This window comes from Prescottella subtropica (genome assembly GCF_005434945.1).
In the GTDB taxonomy this organism is placed as follows: domain Bacteria; phylum Actinomycetota; class Actinomycetes; order Mycobacteriales; family Mycobacteriaceae; genus Prescottella; species Prescottella subtropica.
Genome location: NZ_SKCH01000006.1, coordinates 128,181 through 148,073 on the forward strand (window position 1 = coordinate 128,181; position 19,893 = coordinate 148,073).

Genomic DNA, 19,893 nt, shown 5'->3' on the forward strand with positions numbered 1-19,893 from the left:
ATGGTGGCAGGAACGAGGCGCCCCCGAAGTGGGCGTCCGACGTCGTAGAGCGCTTCCTTTCTCGAGCATGTCTTGCGGCGATCCCCTCTGCCCGGACCATGCCCGAAAGGCTCTCAGTCACTTGTCTTCCACCGTCTCCGACGTGCCCGTTTCCTTCGCCGCCCTGGGGGTTCCGACCCCGATCGTCGCGGCCCTCACCGACGGCGGGATCACCGCGCCGTTCCCCATCCAGGTCGACACGCTGCCCGACACGCTCGCCGGACGGGACGTCCTCGGCCGCGGCAAGACCGGCAGCGGCAAGACCCTCGCCTTCTCCATTCCGCTCGCGGCCCGGCTCGCGGGCGGCAAGCGCCGCCCCCGCCGTCCGCGCGGCCTGGTGCTGTCCCCGACCCGGGAACTCGCCACGCAGATCACCGCGACCCTCGAGCCGTTGGCGAAGGCGTCCGGCCTGCGGGTGACCACGATCTTCGGCGGCATCTCGCAGCACCGTCAGGTGAACGCCCTCGAGGGGGGCGTCGACATCGTCGTCGCGTGCCCGGGCCGACTCGAAGACCTGATGAAGCAGGGTTTCGTGAACCTCGCGGACATCGAGATGACCGTCCTCGACGAAGCCGACCACATGGCCGATCTCGGGTTCCTGCCCGGCGTCACCCGCATCCTGAACGCCACCCCGAAGGGCGGCCAGCGGCTGCTGTTCTCCGCGACGCTCGACAACGGTGTCGACAAGCTGGTCAAGCGGTTCCTGCAGAACGAGGTGCTGCACTCGGTCGACGAGGCCACCTCCCCCGTCGCGGCGATGACCCACCACGTGTTCGACGTGGCCGGCGTGGACGCGAAGAAGGCCCTCGTCCGCCGGCTCGCGTCGGGGCAGGGTCGACGGATCCTGTTCATGCGCACCAAGCATCAGGCCCGCAAGCTCGCCCGGCAGCTCACCGAATCCGGTATCCCGTCGGTGGACCTGCACGGCAACCTGTCGCAGAACGCCCGGGACCGGAACCTGGCCGCGTTCTCCGAGGGCAGTGCCCGCGTGCTGGTCGCCACCGATGTCGCGGCGCGCGGTGTCCACGTCGACGACGTCGAACTCGTCGTGCACGTCGACCCGCCGGCCGAGCACAAGGCGTACCTGCACCGGTCGGGCCGCACCGCACGCGCCGGCAGCACCGGTGACGTCGTCACGATCGTGCTGCCGGACCAGCGCAAGGACATGTCGGCGCTGATGCGCAAGGCCGCGATCACGGTGACGCCGGTGCAGGTGACCGCGGACTCCGAGTCGGTGACCCGGCTGGTCGGCGAGCCCGCGGCGCACGTGCCGCCGGCCCCGAAGGTCGAGAAGCCGGCTGCGGGCGGCGGCAACGGCGGCAACGGCGGCAACGGCAACGGCGGCAACGGCAACGGCGGCAACGGCAACGGCGGGCCGGGGCGTCGCCCCGGCGCGCGGGGTGGCCGGGGCCGTGGTGGCCGCGGCCGTCGCCCCCGCGCGACCGTCAACGACTGATCAGAACTTCTCCCAATGGATCGCGTCGGCGAGGTCGCGACGGTTGCGCCACCCGAATCGCTCGAGGTCCGGCACTTCCTGGAACTTGTCGACCTTGCCGACGCACAGCCAGGCGATGGGACGCACCGGTGACGGGATACCGACCAGGTCGGTGAGGTAGTCCTCGTCGTAGAACGACACCCAGCCGACACCGACGTTCTCGGCGGCCGCGGCCAGCCACAGGTTCTGGATCGCGAGGACCGCCGAGAACAGTCCGGTGTCGTCGATCGTGTGCCGGCCGAGGATGTTCTGCCCGCCCCGGGTCGGGTCGTAGGTGACGACGATGCCGGTGCCGGACTCCCGGATGCCCTCGATCTTGATGGGGTCGAACGTCTTCTTCCGGTCCTCGGGCAGCGACTCCGCGAAGGCCTTGCGCCGGTCGGCGACATGGTCGGCGAACGTGTCGAGGGTGCCGGGGTCGCGGACGACGACGAAGTCCCACGGCTGGGTGTTGCCGACACTCGGGGCCGCGTGCGCCGCACCGAGCACCCGCTGCAGGACATCGTCGGGGATCAGTTCACCGCTGAACTCGGCGCGGACGTCACGGCGGCGGCGGATGGCTTCGTACACGGAAACGAGGGATTCGGTCACCCCACCACCGTAGTCGTCGGACGAACGCCGCCGAACCGGGTCCGCTCACGCCGGGACGGTGTACCGGTGGACGCCCATCATCGTGTCCGGCTCGAGCGCGTCGGCGTCCGGTTCGACGCACGCCTCGAGCATCGCGTCGATCGACTCGACGTCCAGATCCGTCCCGATCACGACCAGATCGGTGCGACGCGCCTCCCGACCGTTCCAGCGCTGCGGATGGAACACGATGTGGTCGCCGACCACCTGCAGCAGATACTTCTGCTGGTGGCCGGGAACCCCGAAGTACACGAACCCCTTGATCCGGTAGACCCCGGCCGGCTGCTTCTCGAGGAACCGGACGAGCCGCCGCGGATGCATCGGCCACTGCGAGGTGAACGTCACACTCCGATACCGCGTATGGATGTGGCCGGCATGGTCGTCGTACCCGTCACGATCGTCGTGCAGGGATCCGGTGAGGAGTTCGTCGAACGACAACTGTTCGCCGGGCTGCGGCTGCCGGCGTGGCATCCGGTCGAACAACAGATCCGGGTCGACGCGGCTACGGACGGTGGAGACCACCGCGGCACGCGGGTTGATCGCACCCACCTCCGCGAGGAGCGTGTCGTGAGCGGCGTCGTCGATGCGGTCGGTCTTGTTGAGCACCACCAGGTCCGCGATCGCGACGTGCTGGTCGAGTTCGGGATGGCGGCGGCGGTTGTCCCGGTATTCGGCGCCGTCGACGAGCATGACGAGCCCCCCGTACGTGATGTACGGGTTCTCGCTGCCCAGGACGAGCCGGATCATGTTGCGGGGCTCCGCGAGTCCACTCGCCTCCACGACGATGACGTCGATCTCGGAGGTGCGGTGCGCGAGCCGGTCCAGCATGGCGTCCATGTCGCTGACGTCGACGGCGCAGCACATGCAGCCGTTGCTGAGCGCCATCATCGAGTCGACCTGGCCGGCCACCAGCATCGCGTCGACGTTCACGGAACCGAAGTCGTTGACGATCACCCCGATCCGGGTGCCGCCGTTGTCGTGCAGCAGATGGTTGAGCAGGGTCGTCTTCCCGGACCCGAGGAATCCCGCCACCACGACGACGGGAATCGACCGGGGAGCCCGCTTCCTCACCACCGACGACCTCCGCGAACCGACAAAATACCGACGGACCATCGTACTCGGTGCGGTGCACCCGGATTCCCACCGAAACGAACGCCCGCGACGCGCCGACGACACGGGGTGTGTGAACGCTGCCGGGACAGCATTTCGGGCGTTCCCGGCCGTTGACCTGGATGGTCACTTGACCAATCGACGTGCTTCGAACCACAAATTGCACTACAGTACAAAAAGTTGCCCTTCCCCCCCTGGGCAGCAACGGGTTCGTCCGGCGTTCCCCCCTGCCCGGACGAACCGTCGAGCGGGGCGCGTGAGATCACTCCGCGCCCCGCTCGACACCGCTCGGGGGAGATTGCCGGGGAATGCCCACAGGCCGCCCCTCACCCATCTCGGTTCGCCGCCGCGCGGCCCCCCACACCCCCGATGAATGCCAGGCACACACGACAAAGAACTCCGGTCCGGGATCGTGATGATCCCGGACCGGAGTTCTCGAAGTGGAGCTAAGGGGACTCGAACCCCTGACCCCCACACTGCCAGTGTGGTGCGCTACCAGCTGCGCCATAGCCCCGTGTGAAATTGTGTTCTGCGCTTCGGGAGAGACTCCCTTGCGCTGAAGAAAAAGTACACCACTGGCGACGCGGACAACAAATCGGCTGGTCAAGGCGATTTATGCGGCCACTGCGGGAGGTGGCCGGCCCGTAATCTGGCCGGCCACCGCACCGATTACGGCTGGGACACCTCCGCGACCCAGCTCGGGTTGCCGAGGGCGTCGATCACCGCACCGTTGTGGACGACGGCGGGGGTGCCGGTCGCACCGGACGCGGACAGGGCCTGACGGCCGGTCTCGGCGTCCGCGGCGGCCTGCTCCATCCGCTCACCGCTCGTGATGCACGAGGTGGCGGACTCGGCGCCCGCGTCCTTCGCGAGACGCGCGAGGTCGTCGTTCGACAGATCCGACTTGCCCTTCTCAGCGGGCTGGTTGTCCGGGGAGAACAGCTCGCCGTGGAACGCCGAGTACGCGATCGCGTCACCGGTCTGCGCGACGCACTGCGACGCGGCGACGGCGCGGGTCGAGTAGTCGCCGCTCGCGGAGAGCCGGTCGAGGAAGTTGAGGACGTGGTAGCGGACGGCGATCTTGCCCTCGTCGACGGCCTGCGCGACCTCCTGGCCGTGCTTCTCCTCGAGCTGCGCGCAGAACGGGCACATCGGGTCCTCGAACACGTCGATCGCATTGGTGACGTCGGGCAGCCCGAGCCGGACCACACCGGCGTCCTCCGTCGTCACCTGCACGGCCGGATTCCGGACGGCCCCGTAGCCGGCGTTGCGGGCCTCGTCGTTGTTCTTCGTCAGCAGGATGCCGCCGATCACCAGCGCCGCGATCACGACGATCGCGAGGCCACCGATGATGTAGGTGGTCTTGCTCGACGTGGGCTGGGGGTTGTACTTGACCGACTTCGGTTTCTTCGAACTCACTTCGCGTCCTTCGTCATGGGAGTGACATCCGTACGGGCACTTACTCGTTCTTTACTCTGCCACTGCCGCCTGAGCGGGCACTGAGAGCCGCGGACGGGACCGGGGGCCGAGCGAGAAGGGGCTGCGCGGCCGGATCACCAGCCACACCGCGAGCGCGAGGAAGCCGATGTCGCGGGCGATCTCGAGGGCGTAGTCCCCACCGTCGACGTCCGCGGCGCCGCCCCCGCCGAAGCAGCCGCAGTCGATGGACAGACCGCGGGCCCACACCGACACGATCACCGCGATCAACACCAGCAGCGTCGCCGCCGACACCGCCGCCACCACCCGCACCCCGAGACCGATCACCAGGAACAGGCCGAGCGCGATCTCGAACATCGGCATCGTGTACGCCACCGGCCGCACCAGGTCCTCCGGCAGCAACCGGTACGCCCGGACCGCGACGACCGTCTGCGTCGGGTCCGCGAACTTGATCCACCCGGAGATCAGCCACACCGCGGCCAGACCGAAGCGGGCGAGGAGGCTGACGGCGAGCATCCACTGATGTCTGTGCACGACCGTCACGCTACCGACACGCGCGACCGTCCGGTACGCCTTCGCTTTCCGGGCCGACGACGGTTCCCGGGCTACGTTCGAGACGTGAACGCCGCACCGCCCGAGGGCACCCTGCCGCACGACTTCGACCACACACACGCCGACGTCTCCGGCGGCTGGCTGCGCGCGGCCGTGTTCGGGGCGATGGACGGTCTGGTCACCAACACCGCGCTCGTCGCCGGTGTCGGCGGGGCCGGCGTCGACGCGGACACCGTGATCCTCAGCGGTGTCGCCGGCCTGGTCGCGGGCGCGTTCTCGATGGCGCTCGGCGAATACACGTCGGTGAAGACGTCGAACGAACAGATCGACGCCGAGGTGCGGGTCGAACGCCGGGCGCTGCACACACATCCGGAGGCCGAACAGGCCGAACTGGTGGAGACGTTCACCGCGATGGGGATGAGCGAGCAGACCGCGCGGGCCGCGGCCGCCGAGATCCACCTCGACCCGGACCGGGCCGTCGACATCCACATCACCGCCGAGTTGGGCGTGAACCCGAACGAGAAGCCGTCGCCGCTCGTGGCGTCCGGTTCGTCGTTCGTGCTGTTCTCGATCGGCGCGATCATCCCGCTGATCCCGTACCTGCTCGGATTCGCGTCCCTCGCCGCCGGACTCGCGGTCGGCGGTCTGGGGCTACTGCTCGCGGGCGCGCTCGCCGCGCACTTCACCGACCAGTCCAAGCTCCTCGGCGCCGCCCGACAGTTGCTGTTCGGGGCGATCGCGGTGGGCGCCACCTACCTCGTCGGCATGCTCGTCGGGGTCGGCGTGTCCTGACCCGGCATGCTCGTCGGCGTCGTACCGGCCGGTGGGCGCGAACATCCACAGCAGCAGCGGGGTCAGCATCACCGCACCGGTCACCGCCCACGCCGCCCCGTACGACCACGTCTGCGCGACGACACCCGCGACGAGCGGTCCGGCGAAACTGCCGACGTCGTTGGACATCTGGTAGAGCGCGAGGACGGGGCCGCCGCGGCGCTTCGAGCCGATGACGTCGGCGACCGCGGCCTGCTGCGCCGGGCCCATGATCCCCGATCCGAGTCCGCACACCGCGGTGGCGAGGAAGAACAGCACCAGGTTGCCGGTCTGCCCCATCACGATCGTCGACACGCCGCACACGAGCAGACCCAGCAGCACGAACGGTTTGCGTCCGATCCGGTCGGACAGCCGCCCGGACTGCATCAGCACCGCCGCGTTGCCGACCGCGAACACCGTCAGCGCGATCGCCGCCATCGCCCCGTCACCGCCGAGGACCTCGACGACGAACAGCGGCACCAGCGAGATCCGCACCCCGAAGATCACCCAGCCGGTCACGAAGTTCGAGCCGAGCGACGCCCGGTACAGCGACGACCGCAGCCCGTCCCGCAGCGTCATCGTCGTCAACTCACCCGCCGTCTCCGGCTCGGCGAGCTGCGACTTCCGCAGCGCCAGGTAGACGACGGTGGCCGCGACCAGCAGGGCCACCGCGTAGATCACGAACGGCACCCGCAGCCCGAATCCGGCGAGCGCACCACCGAACAGCGGCCCGGTGATGGTGCCGATGAGGAACGCCGCCGAATACACCCCGGACACCCGGCCGCGCCCGTCCGGCGGGGAGATCCGGATGAGCAGACCCAGCGCGGACACCGTGAACATCGTCGACCCGATACCGCCGAGCGACCGGAAGATCAGCAGCTGCCAGTAGTCGGCCGCGAACGCGCACGCACCGGTCGACACCGCGGTGATGACCAGACCGGTCAGGTAGACGGGCCGCTCCCCCAGCTTCTGCACCAGGGTGCCGCTCATCGGCGCGAACAGCAGCCGCATCAGCGCGAACGCACTGATCACCGCGCTGGCCGCGGTGACACCGACGTCGAAGCTGCGGGCGAACTGCGGCAGCACCGGCGCTACGATGCCGAACCCGACCGCGACGATGAACGCCGCCACGACCAGGACCCAGATTTCCTTGGGGAGCTTCGCAGCGGCGTTCGTCAGGGCGGGATGCGTAGGAGCATCAGGCGTGCGCTTCATCGCCGATGAATCTATCGGCGAAAGAATCTCCCAGGTCAGCCGAGTCCCAGTACCCGGGAGACGAGTTCGACGGCCGCCGACTGCACCTGCCCGAGATGCTCGGGGCCACGGAACGATTCGGCGTAGATCTTGTAGACGTCCTCGGTGCCGGACGGCCGGGCCGCGAACCACGCGTGCTCGGTGACGACCTTCAGTCCGCCGATCGCCGCCCCGTTGCCGGGGGCGGCCGTGAGGGTCGCGGTGATCGGTTCACCGGCCAGCTCCGACGCCGTCACCTGCTCGGGTGTCAGCGACCCCAGCACCGCCTTCTGCTCGCGGGTGGCGGGGGCGTCGATCCGCGCGTACGCCGGGTCGCCGTGCCGGCAGGTCAGTTCCCGGTACCGCTGCGACGGGCTCTGCCCGGTGACCGCGGTGATCTCGGCGGCCAGCAGTGCCAGCGCGATGCCGTCCTTGTCGGTGGTCCACACGGTGCCGTCGTGGCGCAGCAGCGACGCGCCCGCGCTCTCCTCGCCACCGAACCCGAGGGTGCCGTCGCGCAGGCCGGGCACGAACCATTTGAACCCGACCGGCACCTCGACGACCGGGCGGCCCAACTCGTCGGCGACCCGGTCGATCATGGACGAGCTGACCAGGGTCTTGCCGACCTTCGCCGTCGGCGACCAGCCGCCGCGGTACGTGAACAGGTAGTCGATCGCGACCGCCAGATAGTGGTTGGGGTTCATCAGACCGCCGTCGGGGGTGACGATGCCGTGCCGGTCGGCGTCGGCGTCGTTGCCGGTCGCCAGATCGAACCGGTCGCGTCCGGCGATGAGCGACGCCATCGCGTGCGGCGACGAGCAGTCCATCCGGATCTTCCCGTCGCCGTCGAGGGTCATGAACCGCCAGGTGGCGTCGACGACCGGGTTGACGACGGTCAGGTCCAGGCGGTGCCGCTCGGCGATCGCCGCCCAGTAGTCGACGGACGCCCCGCCGAGCGGGTCTGCGCCGATCCGCAGCCCGGACGCCCGGATCGCGTCGAGGTCGAGCACGGTCGGCAGGTCGTCGACGTACGCGGCGAGGAAGTCGTGGCGGCCGGCCGCCGCGAGCGCCCGGTCGAGGGGCACCCGCCGGATCGACGCCGTCCCGGCGCGTAGCAGTTCGTTGGCCCGGTCGGCGATCATCCCGGTGGCGTCACTGCCGGCGGGTCCACCGTGTGTCGCGTTGTATTTGAAGCCGCCGTCGCGGGGCGGATTGTGCGACGGCGTCACCACGATCCCGTCGGCGAGCGCCGACACACCGGACGTGTTGTGCCGCAGGATCGCATGGCTGACCGCCGGTGTCGGCGTGTACCCGCCGCGCGCGTCGACCACCACCTCCACACCGGCCCCGACGAGCACCTCGAGCGCGGTCGCCCACGCCGGCTCGGACAGGGCGTGCGTGTCCCGGCCCAGGAACAGCGGACCGCAGATCCCCTGCGCGGCGCGGTATTCGACGATCGCCTGCGTCGTGGCGAGAATGTGCGCCTCGGTGAACGCGCCGTCCAGGCTCGACCCGCGGTGCCCGGACGTCCCGAACACCACCTGCTGCACCGGATCCGACGGGTCCGGGGTGCGCGTGTAGTACGCGGACACCAGGTGCGCGAGGTCCTCGAGGTCCTCCGGTGACGCCACCTGTCCCGCCCGATCGTGCACCATCGACATCCTCCGCTTCGTCGTACCTTCACAGCACCGGCAAATCCGCTCCATCGTGCCAGTGCCGACGGCTACCGGCCGGTTCAACGCGTGAGGTGGAATCCCAGCCACGCGGCACCGATCCCGGCGGCAAGACTGACCGTGACGTACAGCGCCGCGGTGGTCGCCGCCCGCACCCGAGCCAGACCGACGGCCTCGGTCGCGAACGTCGAATACGTGGTGAGCCCGCCGCAGAACCCGGTGCCGAGCAGCGCGAACACCGCCGCCGGCACCGTCGCCCCGGCGAGCAGGCCGAGGATCAGGCACCCGGCGACGTTGACGACGAACGTCGGCACCGGGAAACTGCCGAACGAGTGCAGGTGCCGCCCCGCCAGATACCGGACACCGGCCCCCACCCCGCCGCCGAGCGCAACCCACAGCACCGTCACGCCGCCACCTCCTGCCGGCGTCCGTGCAGGTACTCGCCGAGCGCCATCCCGGCCCGCGCCGCCAGCAGCGCCGGCAGCAGGGTTGCGGCGACGTACAGCGCGGCGGTCGCCGGATTCTGCACGGCGTCGACCGCGAACGTGGAGAAGGTGGTGAACCCGCCCAGGACACCGGTGCCGAGGAACAGTCGCCACAACCGGTCCGGGCCGAGCATCGCGGCCACCGTTCCCAGCAGCAGCGACCCCACGATGTTGATCACCGCGATCGTCCAGATACCGGGAAACTGCTGGGACAGCAGCCACCGGGTGCAGGCACCGACCGCACCACCGGCAGCGACGACCGTCAGCGCCCGCACCTCCACCATCGTTCCTCCCGATCGGACGAGAAAGGCCCCTCACCCGAACTTCGGGTGAGGGGCCTTCGGTGGAGCTGCCGGGAATCGAACCCGGGTCCTCCGCCGCTTCGTCAGGGCTTCTCCGTGTGCAGTTCGCTAAGCCTCTACTTGGATCTCCCGGTCTCGCGAACAAGCCGGGATGACGATCCCAGTCGCTGTTGGATGTCCCGTTCCACTCCGCGACCGAGTGGAACGGTAGAGCCCTCTAGCTGATGCCAGTACCCGACCCGAGGGCGAGATCGGACTGACAGACACGCTTCGTTGCTTAGGCAGCGAGAGCGTAGTCGCGCTGATTGGAATCGGCGCTTAATTGGTTGCATCGACGCTTACGGTGGTCTCTTGCCTGCACCGACACGCTTCCCCTGACTCGACGTACGCAGTCGAAACCGTTCAGCCCCGTACGTGCCCCGCGATTTTCGTGGGGCCACCTACTGTAACCCGATCCGGCACTGGATTCATCCCGATTTCCGCTAATGTCTTTCGTTGGGTCGGGGAAGCCCGGTGACGCTCGTCACCTTCTTATTCGTCACCTTCACTGGGGAGTGATTCATGACGTTCTTGGCACGTCGAACGACGGCCGCTGCGGCACTCGCACTGACAGCACTCGTCGGCGCCGCGGTCGCGACACCGGCGGCCTCCGCGGCCCCGGCGTATCCGACGCCGTTGCCGGATCCGTTCTATGCCGCGCCCGCGGACATCGCGTCGAAGGCGCCCGGCGACGTCCTCGAGACTCGCCGCACCGACACGTGGCTGGCACCGGGCAACGAGGTGTGGCAGATCAAGTACCGGTCCACCGATTCCGCGGGCGAGCCGATTCCGGCGGTCACGACGGTCATCAAGCCCGTGAACGCGCCGGCCGACGTGCCGGTGCTGTCGTATCAGGCGATCGTCAACTCGCTCGGGCTGCAGTGCGCGCCGTCGGCCGCCCTGTTCACCGGCGAGATCAAGGACGTCTTCGGGCTGCCGCTCGTGCTGTCCCGCGGGTGGGCGGTCGCCCTCCCCGACCACCTCGGCCCGAACAGTGCATACGGTGCCGCGAAGCTCGGCGGCATGATCACCCTCGACGGGGTCCGTGCGATCAAGAAAGTGCCGGAACTGCAGTTCACGAACAGCCCGGTCGCCCTCGCCGGCTACTCGGGCGGCGGCATGTCCACCGCGTGGGCCGCGGCCCTGAATCCGACGTATGCGCCGGACGTGAAGCTCGCCGGTGTCGCCCAGGGCGGTGTGCCCGCGGACATCGAGGAGATGGCCGTCGGGCTCGGACTGGCGGATCGGCATCCCGGGTTCGGTCTCGGTTTCGCGGCCGCGATCGGTCTCGAGCGCGAGTACCCCGAGCAGTTGCCGCTCGGTGACCAGCTCACCCCGGCCGGACTGGCGGTCCGGGAGGACTTCAAGGACGACTGCCGCACGATGTTGCTCGCGAAGGGTCTGCTGCACAGCGTCAGCGAGGTCGCCCATTCGACGAACCTGCTGCAGGACGAGAAGGTCAAGGCCGTGATGCGGGAGAACAGCCTCGTGCACTACGAGGGCATCCCCACCACCCCGGTGTTCATGTGGCACGGCACCTCCGATCCGCTGACGCCGTACGGTTCGGTCGCAGCGGTCGCGGACCGCTACTGCAAGGCCGGTGCGACGCTCGAGTTCCGCAGCTTCCCCATCGCCGAGCACATGACGAACGCGGCGATCGGACTGCCCGAGGCCATCCGGTACATCGCGGACCGGTTCGCGGGCGTGCCCGCACCCAGCAACTGCTGACCGTGTCCACACTGCGGGATTCCTCACCGAATCCACCTGGACGGACGTTCAGTTTCACCTAGCGTCCTGACGAAACAGACCGTTTCGTCAGGAGACCTCCACGATGACCGCTCGATCCGGGTTCGTTCGACGCCGGGCGGTCGCACTGCTCGGTGCCGTCGTCGCCGTCGCCCTGACGGGGGCGTCGGCGACGGCAGTCCCGCTGTCTCCGCTGCCCGCCGATCCCGGACCGGTCACCGACCCGGTGTACGGGCTCGCCGGCGGCTGCTACACGCTCGCCGCCGCCGCCGGCGGCGGCGGCGGTCAGGGTTTCGTCGCCCGTGACGGTGCCGGATTCCGGTCCGGCGCGGATGCCGCGTCGGCCACCCCGTTCCGGATGCAGGCCGCGCAACTCGGCCGGTTCCTGTTCGTCGCCGACGACGCCACCATGGTCGCGGGCGGCCCGGCCGGGGTGACGGCGTCCGCGCAGGCGGTCCCGGACGCGGACTGGACGGTGACGTCCACCGACGGGGTGTACACCGCGACCGGCACGGTGACCGGCAGACAGTTGATCGTGGGCGGCGACGGCCGTCTCACCGTCGCCGATCCGGGTACCGCGCCGGGGGCCGGGGATTTCCGTCTCGCCGCCGCCACCGGCTGCGCCGACGTCCCGGAGGCCGACGTGAACGCGACCGGTGTCCCGTCCGGCACGGACGGGTCCGGTCAGGTACGCGGATTCGTCGACACCCACGTCCACATGAACGCGAACGAGTTCATCGGCGGCGAGATCCGCTGCGGCGAGCCGTACTCGCCGCTCGGCGTCACCGTCGCATTGCGCGACTGCGACGACCACGGACCGGACGGGGCGACGGCGCTGCTCGAGAACGTCCTCTCGCACGGCACCCCGTTCGACAACCACGACACCACGATGTGGCCGAGCTTCGCCGACGTGCCCGCCTACGACTCGATGACGCACGAGCAAACGTACTACCGGTGGGTCGAGCGGGCGTGGCGCGGCGGGCTGCGCATCTTCTCGAATCTGCTGGTGTCCAATCGGGTGCTGTGCGAGCTGTATCCGCTGCGCAGCAATCCGTGCGACGAGATGGAGACCGTCCGAATCCAGGCGCGGCAGGCGTACGGGATCCAGGACTACGTCGACGCCCGGTACGGCGGTCCCGGTCGCGGCTGGTTCCGCATCGTGTCCTCCCCCGCCGAGGCCCGCGCGGTCGCCGCGTCCGGCAAGCTCGCCGTCACGCTCGGCGTGGAGATCTCCGAACCGTTCGGCTGCGGGATCCGCGACGGGGTCGCCCAGTGCACCGAGGCCGACATCGACGCCGGTCTCGACGAGTTGCACGGGCTGGGGGTGCGGCAGGTGATCCTCGCTCACAAGTTCGACAACGCGCTCGGCGGTGTCCGCTTCGACGAGGGCATCACCGGGATCGCGGTCAACGCCGGCAACTTCCTGGGCACCGGACGGTTCTGGGAGACGCAGCCGTGCGTCGGTGTGGCGAAGGACAATCCGATCGGCAACGTCGACACCGACACCGCCCGGCAGGTGGCCGCCGTACTACCTCCGGGCGTCACGCTGCCGGTGTACCCGGAGGGGCCGTCGTGCAATGCCCGCGGGCTGACCGACCTCGGCGCGTACGCGGTCCGCGCTCTGATGTCCCGCGGCATGATCGTCGACGTCGACCACATGAGCGCGAAGACGGCCGACGCGGCCCTGACGATCCTCGAGGACGCCCGCTACTCGGGTGTCGTGTCGAGCCACAGCTGGACCGACCCGTCGAACTATCCGCGGATCTACCGGCTCGGCGGGTTCGTGGCGTCGTATGCGAGTCCGGTCGAGGAGTTCGTCGAGGACTGGCGCACGACCCGCACCGCCCGGGACGACGACTACTTCTTCGGCTTCGGGTACGGCGCCGACACCAACGGGTTCGGGGCGCAGCCGGCGCCGCCGAAGGACGGCCGCAGTCTCGTCACCTACCCGTTCACCACGTTCGACGGCACCGTGATGGACCGGCAGCAGGCCGGCACCCGGGTGTTCGACTTCGACACCGACGGCCTGGCCCAGTACGGGCTGACCCCCGACTGGATCGAGGCGATGCGCACGTACGCGGGCGCCGACGGCGACCAGTTCATGGCCGACATGACCCGGGGCGCCGAGGCGTACCTGCAGATGTGGGAGCGGGCCGCGCGTTAACGCATGCCCTTGATGCGCCGTCCGAGCTCGCGGGTGACCTCGCGCTCGGCGGTGCGCTTGGCGATGTCCTGACGCTTGTCGTAGTCCTGCTTGCCCTTCGCGAGGGCGAGTTCGACCTTGACCTTGCCGTCGGAGAAGTACATGGACAGCGGCACCAGCGTCTGGTTGCCCTCGCGGGACTTGCCGACCAGGTGCTCGATCTCGCGCCGGTGCAGCAGCAGCTTGCGGGTGCGTCGCGGCGCATGGTTGGTCCACGTGCCCTGCGTGTACTCGGGGATGTGCAGGCCCCGCAGCCACACCTCGCCGTGGTCGACGGTGGCGAACGCGTCGACGAGCGACGCCTTGCCCTCGCGCAGGCTCTTCACCTCGGTGCCCACCAGTGCGACACCCGCCTCGTACGTGTCGAGGATGGTGTAGTTGTGTCGCGCCTTGCGGTTGGTCGCGATGACTTTGCGGCCCTTTTCTTTCACGCCTCCCAGCATAGGTGCCGCGACAACCGGATTACGCGCAGCGCCGCCCGGCCGGCCCCGCCGGTCAGTCCCGCACGTACAGGCGCAACGCGACGTACGCGGTGATCGCGGCCATGCCCGCGCCGGCGATCGCGATGAACGGCGACACCAGCAGCACATCGCTGTTGGAGATGCGGGCGACGATGTTGGCGTCGTAGATGTCGCCGAGGACGTCGTCGACGAACAGGTTCTTCGCCGTGAACAGGCCGACGATCGCCAGCGCCGAACCGATGAGCGCCGCGACGACGGCCTCGAGCAGGAACGGCAACTGCGTGTACCAGCGGGTGGCGCCGACCAGGCGCATGATGCCGACCTCGGTGCGGCGGGTCAGCGCCGCGACCTGCACCATGTTGGCGATCAGGAAGATCGCGGCGATCGCCTGCACGATCGCGATCGCGAACGCGGCGTTGCGGATGCCGCCGAGCACACTGAACAGCCGGTCGACGAGTTCCCGCTGGTTGAGGATGCTGTCGATGCCGGGCCGCAACGCGAAATCCGTGTTGAGAACGTCGAACTGGTCGGGATCGCTCAGCTTCACCTTGAACGACGCCGGGAACGACTCCGCGTTCACCAGCGACGCCAGCTCCGGGTTGTCCTTGAACACCCGGTCGGTGGCGTCGGCGACGGCGGCGTCCCGGTCGAGGTACTGCACCGACACGACCGCGTCGGTGTTCTCGAGGTCGCTGCGGATGGTGCGGCAGATGTCCTGCTCGCAGTTCGGGTCGGCCGCGGAGATGTCGTCGGTGAGGAACAGCTGCACCTCGACGCGGTCCAGGAAGATGTGCTGCGTCTTGTCGGCCATCTGCACGATCAGCAGGCCGCCGCCGAACAGGCCCAGCGAGATCGCGGTCGTGAGGATCATCGCGACGGTCATCGTGATGTTGCGGCGCAGGCCGGTGAGGACCTCGCTGAGGATGAAACTGGCACGCATCGGGAGGCAGTCCTTGCAGTCGTCTGTTCGGGAGCGGTGAGGAACGCCGGTCTAGCGGCCGACGGCGTACACGCCCCGCGCTTCGTCGCGCACCACCTTGCCCTGATCGAGCTCGACGACACGGCGGCGCATCGCATCGACGATGAGGTGGTCGTGGGTGGCCATGAGCACGGTGGTGCCGGTGCGGTTGATCCGTTCGAGCAGCAGCATGATGTCGGTGCTCGTGTCGGGGTCGAGGTTGCCGGTGGGTTCGTCGGCGAGCAGCACCAGCGGCCGGTTGACGAACGCCCGCGCGATCGCGACCCGCTGCTGTTCACCGCCGGACAACTCGTTCGGCAACCGGTCCGCCTTACCGGCCAACCCCACCAGATCGAGCACCTCGGGGACGGTCCGGGCGATCACCGACCGGGGTTTGCCTATCACCTCGAGCGCGAACGCGACGTTCTCCGACACCGTCTTGTTCGGCAGCAGCCGGAAGTCCTGGAACACGTAGCCGACGCTCTGCCGCAGCTTCGGCACCTTGCGTCCGGACAGCTTGTTGACATGGAAGTCGGCGACGTGGATGTCCCCCGACGTGGGCGTCTCCTCCCGCAGGAGCAGCTGCATGAACGTGCTCTTCCCGGAGCCGGACGGCCCGATGAGGAACACGAACTCGCCCTTGTCGATCTCGACGTTCACCTTGTCCAGGGCCGGCCGGGTGGAGGCCTTGTAGAACTTGGAGACATCCTTGACGCTGATCACGGAAGGCAGTCTAGCCGTTATCCAACGGTGACCTCGGGGTTCGACGCGGCCGCTCGTGCGCGGTCAGCCCTCCGGGCTGGGGACGACGGTCTCGCCGGATCCGGTCGTGGTCCCGGCCGACGACTGCGTCCCCTGCGGGGCCCCGGTCGTGGTGGCCGACTGCTGTCCGGCCGGCGCGGTCGGTGTCGGTGTCGATGTCGGTGACACGCTCGTCGTGGTGCCGGTCCGGTTCGTCCCCGACTGTCCCTGCGACGGGGACGGCGTCACGGACTGCTCGGACGACGCGGCCGGGGTCGACGTCTCCGGTTCGGTGGACGGCGTCTGTCGCGACGGCGGGTTCGGCGCCGGTTCCGGCACGTACTGCTGGGTCGTGCCCGGCACCGGCTGCTCGGTGCTCTGGGCCGGTTGCTCGTTCAGTGTCCCGTTGAGGATCGACAGTCCCAACCACAGCACGCACATGAACACCGTCGTGGTGCGCATCCGGCCGTGGAACAGGGTGCGGGGAATCCGCGTCCACAACCGGGACAGCTTCTCCTGTCCGGTCATTCGTCACCACCGGCCGGTTCGTTCTCGAGGTCCGCAGTGACGGTGATGCCGGCGCGGCGCAGTGCCGTCACGACCCGCACCCGCAGTGCGCGACCCACCTGGAACTGCTTGCCGGGCAGGGTGCGGGCCACCAGGCGGACGCTCACCTGGTCGACCTCGAGGCTTTCGACGCCCATCACGGTGGGGGTGTCGAGCAGCAGCGGCCGCAGCGTCTTGTCCTCGTACGCGTCGACACCGACCCGGTGCAGGATGTCGTTGACGTGGTTGATGTCGGCGGTCGCCGGGATCGGCACGTCGACCACGGCCCGCGCCCAGTCCTTCGACAGGTTGACGGCCTTGACGATCTGCCCGTTGGGGACGGTGATGACCTCGCCGTCCGCGTTGCGCATCCGGGTCACCCGCAGCGTCACGTCCTCGATGACACCCTCGGCGTCCTTCGACGACCCGGTGACCGCGATCTGCACGGTGTCCCCGAACCCGTACTGGCGTTCGGTGATGATGAAGAAGCCCGCGAGGATGTCCTGCACGACACGCTGCGCACCGAAACCGAGGGCGGCGCCGAGCACGGTCGCCGGGGCGACGAGACTGCCCAGCGGCATGTCCAGCTGGGCGAGCACCTTCACGATCGCGAGGGTGTAGACGATCGTGATGATCACCCACGTGATGACCTGCGCGACCGAGTGCCGATGCTTGGTGGCCTCGGACCGGACCAGCGCGTCACCCTGCTGATAGTTCTCGTCGATCCGCTCGGTGACCCGGCCACCCGCCCACGACACGAACCGGGCGACGATCAGCGCCCCGAGGATCGTCAGCGAGATCGGCAGGACGGTGACCTGCAGCCACGCGAGCAGTCGATCGACCGGCCCCGTGAACGGCCCCAGGTCCAGCGCGAGGAAGGCGGTCTCCATCCGCGGCCTAGTCCTGCGTCTGGCTCATCCGCCAGCGGATGCCTGCCTCGATGAAGCCGTCGATCTCGCCGTCGAGGACCGCGGACGGATTGTTGACCTCGTACTCGGTGCGCAGGTCCTTGACCATCTGGTACGGGTGCAGCACGTACGAGCGCATCTGGTTGCCCCACGAGCTGCCGCCGTCGCCCTTGAGGGCGTCCATCTCGGCGCGCTCCTCCTGACGCTTGCGCTCGAGCAGCTTGGCCTGCAGGACCCGCATCGCGGACACCTTGTTCTGCAGCTGCGACTTCTCGTTCTGGCAGGTGACGACGATGCCGGTGGGGACGTGCGTCAGGCGCACCGCGGAGTCGGTGGTGTTGACCGACTGGCCGCCCGGGCCGGACGAGCGGTAGACGTCGACGCGGACGTCGTTCTCGTCGATGTCGATGTGGTCGGTGGTCTCCACGACGGGCAGCACCTCGACCTCGGCGAACGACGTCTGGCGTCGGCCCTGGTTGTCGAACGGGCTGATCCGCACCAGGCGGTGGGTGCCCATCTCGATGGACAGGGTGCCGTAGCTGTAGGGGGCCTTGACCGCGAACGTCGCCGACTTGATGCCGGCCTCTTCCGCGTAGGACGTGTCGTAGACCTCGACGCCGTAGCCGCGCTTCTCGGCCCAGCGGATGTACATGCGCATGAGCATCTCGGCCCAGTCGGCGGCGTCGACGCCACCGGCACCGGCCCGGATGTTGACGAGGGCGTCGCGCTGGTCGTACTCACCCGACAGCATCGTCTTGACTTCCATCGCCTCGATGTCGGTGCGCAGCTGTGCCCGCTCCGAATGCGCGTCGGCGACCGCGTCCGGGCCGTCCTCCTCGGCGAGCTCGTACAGCACCGTCATGTCGTCGAGCCGCGACCGCAACTCGACGACGCGCCGCAGCTCGGCCTGCGCGTGCGACAGCTGGCTCGTCACCTGCTGCGCGTGCTCCTGGTCGTTCCACAGATCGGGGTCGGACGCCTGATGCTCGAGTTCGTCGATGCGGCGGCGCAGCTCCTCGACATCGAGAACCTTCTCGACCGTGGTCAGAGTGGTGTCGAGTTCGGCGAGGTCAGCGGAAACGTCAGGATGCACAGTTCACCAGGCTACCGGGTGAAATCGCGTGGCCGCCACGACCCGGTAGCGTCGGGCGCGTGACCGATCTCGAACTCGCCCTGCGCCTGGCCGACGCCGCCGACACCATCACCCGCGACCGCTTCGGCGCGTTGGATCTCCGGGTCGACGCCAAGCCCGATCTGACGCCCGTCTCCGACGCCGATCTGGCCGTCGAGCAGACGCTGCGGGCGATGCTCGCCGCCGAGCGTCCGGCCGACGCGGTCCTCGGCGAGGAGTTCGGCGGCGACGCCCGCTTCGAGGGCCGGCAGTGGGTGATCGACCCGATCGACGGCACCAAGAACTTCGTCCGCGGCGTCCCGGTGTGGGCGAGCCTGATCGCGCTGCTCGAGGACGGCGTCCCCGTCGTCGGCGTGGTGAGCGCACCGGCCCTGAACCGGCGCTGGTGGGCGTCGGCCGGCACGGGCGCGTGGGTGTCGCACGACGGCGCCGACGCCCGCCGCCTGTCGGTGTCCGCGGTGGGCGAGTTGGCGTCGTCGAGTCTGGCGTTCTCGTCGCTGTCCGGCTGGAAGGACCGCGGCATCCGCGAGCAGTTCGTCGATCTGACCGACGCCGTGTGGCGCATCCGCGGCTACGGCGACTTCTTCTCCTACTGCCTGCTCGCCGAGGGCACCCTCGAGATCGCCGCCGAGCCCGAGGTGTCGCTGTGGGATCTGGCGCCCCTGGATGTCCTGGTGCGGGAGGCCGGTGGACGCTTCACCAGCCTCGAGGGCGTCGCCGGACCGCACGGCGGCAGCGCCGTCGCCAGCAACGGCCTGCTGCACGACGAGGTCCTCGCCCGGCTGCGCTGATTTCCCCGCGTTTCGCGCACTTGTCGCGGAATCCGGGCAGGATTTTTCGCGACAAGTGCGCGAAACGCGGGACAGAGAAGGGGAAAGGCTCACTGAATGGATGCCGACTTCGCCCACACCGATCAGGCGGACCGCAAGCGCCGGGAGAAGGCGCTCGGCCTGGCCCGGTTCGCGTGGGACCGCGGGATCACCGGCGCCGAACTGCTCGCACTGCCCGACGACCGACTCCGGAAGCTGGCGCGGGCGGCCGACGCGAATCCGCCGAGCACCCGCGAAACCTGGACGGTCGCAGCACAGTTGATCGACGACAAGGACCGCTGGGCCGCGGCACACCCGGGCGATCCGCGGGCCGTCCGACCGCACGCCGACGAGAAGATCATGTGGGTCAGGCCACCGATCACGCCGTGGACCTGAATCCGCTCTCCCCCGATTTCCCCGCGTTTTGCGCACTTGTCGTCGATTCCCGGCGCGTTTTCTCGCGGCAAGTGCGCGAAACGCGGGCAGGTGCGCGTCCACAACGTGACGCTTGTCACTTTCGTGATTGACTCGACTTCGTTTCTTACTCCAGAGTAAGGTCGTGGGCGTCCACGACCGCACCCGGAGAA

At 69.1% G+C, this 19,893-nt stretch carries 19 protein-coding genes, 1 tRNA gene, 1 other RNA gene and 1 pseudogene; 6 read left to right on the forward strand and 16 right to left on the reverse strand.

Going from position 1 to position 19,893, the window contains the following annotated elements:
* The first annotated feature begins 67 nt into the window (after window positions 1-67).
* Entirely contained in the window at window positions 68-1,495 is a 1,428-nt protein-coding gene (locus E0497_RS08510) for a DEAD/DEAH box helicase (protein ID WP_137724358.1), read from the forward strand.
* Here E0497_RS08510 and bluB read toward each other — a convergent pair whose 3' ends face one another.
* The 5 genes from bluB to E0497_RS08535 all read right to left on the reverse strand — a co-directional run bounded on the left by bluB (window position 1,496) and on the right by E0497_RS08535 (window position 5,224).
* Window positions 1,496-2,125 (reverse strand): 5,6-dimethylbenzimidazole synthase, encoded by a 630-nt coding sequence (gene bluB / locus E0497_RS08515; protein ID WP_137724359.1) that lies wholly within the window; start codon window positions 2,123-2,125, stop codon window positions 1,496-1,498.
* A 45-nt stretch (window positions 2,126-2,170) separates the two neighbouring features.
* A complete protein-coding gene (locus E0497_RS08520) occupies window positions 2,171-3,274 on the reverse strand; it encodes a CobW family GTP-binding protein (protein WP_170312912.1) in 1,104 nt (367 codons plus the stop codon).
* A 438-nt stretch (window positions 3,275-3,712) separates the two neighbouring features.
* Window positions 3,713-3,785: transfer RNA gene (locus tag E0497_RS08525), tRNA-Ala, on the reverse strand.
* A gap of 155 nt (window positions 3,786-3,940) precedes the next feature.
* Window positions 3,941-4,690, reverse strand: a complete 750-nt coding sequence (locus tag E0497_RS08530) for a thioredoxin domain-containing protein (protein ID WP_137724361.1) — start codon at window positions 4,688-4,690, stop codon at window positions 3,941-3,943.
* A gap of 51 nt (window positions 4,691-4,741) precedes the next feature.
* The gene (locus E0497_RS08535; protein ID WP_137724425.1) at window positions 4,742-5,224 is read right to left on the reverse strand and encodes a MauE/DoxX family redox-associated membrane protein; all 483 of its coding nucleotides are present in this window, start codon (window positions 5,222-5,224) and stop codon (window positions 4,742-4,744) included.
* Between the two features lie 102 nt (window positions 5,225-5,326).
* On the opposite strand from E0497_RS08535, the gene E0497_RS20800 reads away from it, so the two are divergent.
* Window positions 5,327-6,052 (forward strand): VIT1/CCC1 transporter family protein, encoded by a 726-nt coding sequence (locus E0497_RS20800; protein WP_161987400.1) that lies wholly within the window; start codon window positions 5,327-5,329, stop codon window positions 6,050-6,052.
* A 33-nt stretch (window positions 6,053-6,085) separates the two neighbouring features.
* Here E0497_RS20800 and E0497_RS08545 read toward each other — a convergent pair.
* The 5 genes and pseudogenes from E0497_RS08545 to ssrA all read right to left on the reverse strand — a co-directional run.
* Window positions 6,086-7,285: pseudogene (locus E0497_RS08545) on the reverse strand (MFS transporter); the annotation flags it as partial.
* Window positions 7,286-7,320: 35 nt separating this feature from the next.
* The gene (gene pgm / locus E0497_RS08550) at window positions 7,321-8,958 is read right to left on the reverse strand and encodes a phosphoglucomutase (alpha-D-glucose-1,6-bisphosphate-dependent) (RefSeq protein WP_137724364.1); all 1,638 of its coding nucleotides are present in this window, start codon (window positions 8,956-8,958) and stop codon (window positions 7,321-7,323) included.
* Between the two features lie 80 nt (window positions 8,959-9,038).
* The gene (gene crcB / locus E0497_RS08555) at window positions 9,039-9,383 is read right to left on the reverse strand and encodes a fluoride efflux transporter CrcB (protein WP_137724365.1); all 345 of its coding nucleotides are present in this window, start codon (window positions 9,381-9,383) and stop codon (window positions 9,039-9,041) included.
* Window positions 9,380-9,745: a fluoride efflux transporter FluC gene (locus E0497_RS08560; protein WP_137724366.1), complete on the reverse strand. Its 366-nt coding sequence runs from the start codon at window positions 9,743-9,745 to the stop codon at window positions 9,380-9,382. The genes crcB and E0497_RS08560 overlap by 4 nt, the downstream gene beginning before the upstream one ends.
* A 57-nt stretch (window positions 9,746-9,802) precedes the next feature.
* Window positions 9,803-10,173: a transfer-messenger RNA gene (ssrA, locus tag E0497_RS08565) on the reverse strand.
* A 151-nt stretch (window positions 10,174-10,324) separates the two neighbouring features.
* On the opposite strand from ssrA, the gene E0497_RS08570 reads away from it, so the two are divergent.
* Both E0497_RS08570 and E0497_RS08575 read left to right on the forward strand, forming a co-directional pair.
* Window positions 10,325-11,530, forward strand: a complete 1,206-nt coding sequence (locus E0497_RS08570) for a lipase family protein (protein ID WP_137724367.1) — start codon at window positions 10,325-10,327, stop codon at window positions 11,528-11,530.
* A 103-nt stretch (window positions 11,531-11,633) separates the two neighbouring features.
* Window positions 11,634-13,712, forward strand: a complete 2,079-nt coding sequence (locus E0497_RS08575) for an amidohydrolase family protein (protein ID WP_137724368.1) — start codon at window positions 11,634-11,636, stop codon at window positions 13,710-13,712.
* Here the strand turns inward: E0497_RS08575 and smpB are convergent.
* The 6 genes from smpB to prfB form a co-directional block, all read right to left on the reverse strand.
* Window positions 13,709-14,182 carry an SsrA-binding protein SmpB gene (gene smpB, locus E0497_RS08580; protein WP_137724369.1) on the reverse strand — a complete coding sequence of 158 codons (474 nt, stop codon included), beginning with the start codon at window positions 14,180-14,182 and terminating at the stop codon, window positions 13,709-13,711. The genes E0497_RS08575 and smpB overlap by 4 nt on opposite strands.
* Before the next feature lie 64 nt (window positions 14,183-14,246).
* Window positions 14,247-15,152, reverse strand: coding sequence for a permease-like cell division protein FtsX (gene ftsX, locus E0497_RS08585; RefSeq protein ID WP_137724370.1), 906 nt, complete (start codon window positions 15,150-15,152; stop codon window positions 14,247-14,249).
* A gap of 51 nt (window positions 15,153-15,203) precedes the next feature.
* Window positions 15,204-15,893, reverse strand: coding sequence for a cell division ATP-binding protein FtsE (gene ftsE / locus E0497_RS08590; protein WP_137724371.1), 690 nt, complete (start codon window positions 15,891-15,893; stop codon window positions 15,204-15,206).
* Between the two features lie 63 nt (window positions 15,894-15,956).
* The gene (locus E0497_RS08595; protein ID WP_137724372.1) at window positions 15,957-16,439 is read right to left on the reverse strand and encodes an Rv3103c transmembrane domain-containing protein; all 483 of its coding nucleotides are present in this window, start codon (window positions 16,437-16,439) and stop codon (window positions 15,957-15,959) included.
* Window positions 16,436-17,347: a mechanosensitive ion channel family protein gene (locus tag E0497_RS08600; RefSeq protein WP_137724373.1), complete on the reverse strand. Its 912-nt coding sequence runs from the start codon at window positions 17,345-17,347 to the stop codon at window positions 16,436-16,438. Before E0497_RS08600 ends, E0497_RS08595 begins: the two co-directional genes overlap by 4 nt.
* Before the next feature lie 7 nt (window positions 17,348-17,354).
* Window positions 17,355-18,458 carry a peptide chain release factor 2 gene (gene prfB, locus E0497_RS08605; RefSeq protein ID WP_137724374.1) on the reverse strand — a complete coding sequence of 368 codons (1,104 nt, stop codon included), beginning with the start codon at window positions 18,456-18,458 and terminating at the stop codon, window positions 17,355-17,357.
* 59 nt (window positions 18,459-18,517) lie between these two features.
* Here prfB and hisN point away from each other — a divergent pair, with 59 nt between their 5' ends.
* Together hisN and E0497_RS08615 are read left to right on the forward strand one after the other, a co-directional pair.
* Window positions 18,518-19,288: a histidinol-phosphatase gene (hisN, locus tag E0497_RS08610; RefSeq protein ID WP_137724375.1), complete on the forward strand. Its 771-nt coding sequence runs from the start codon at window positions 18,518-18,520 to the stop codon at window positions 19,286-19,288.
* 96 nt (window positions 19,289-19,384) lie between these two features.
* Window positions 19,385-19,702, forward strand: coding sequence for a hypothetical protein (locus tag E0497_RS08615; RefSeq protein ID WP_137724376.1), 318 nt, complete (start codon window positions 19,385-19,387; stop codon window positions 19,700-19,702).
* The last annotated feature ends 191 nt before the right edge of the window (window positions 19,703-19,893 follow it).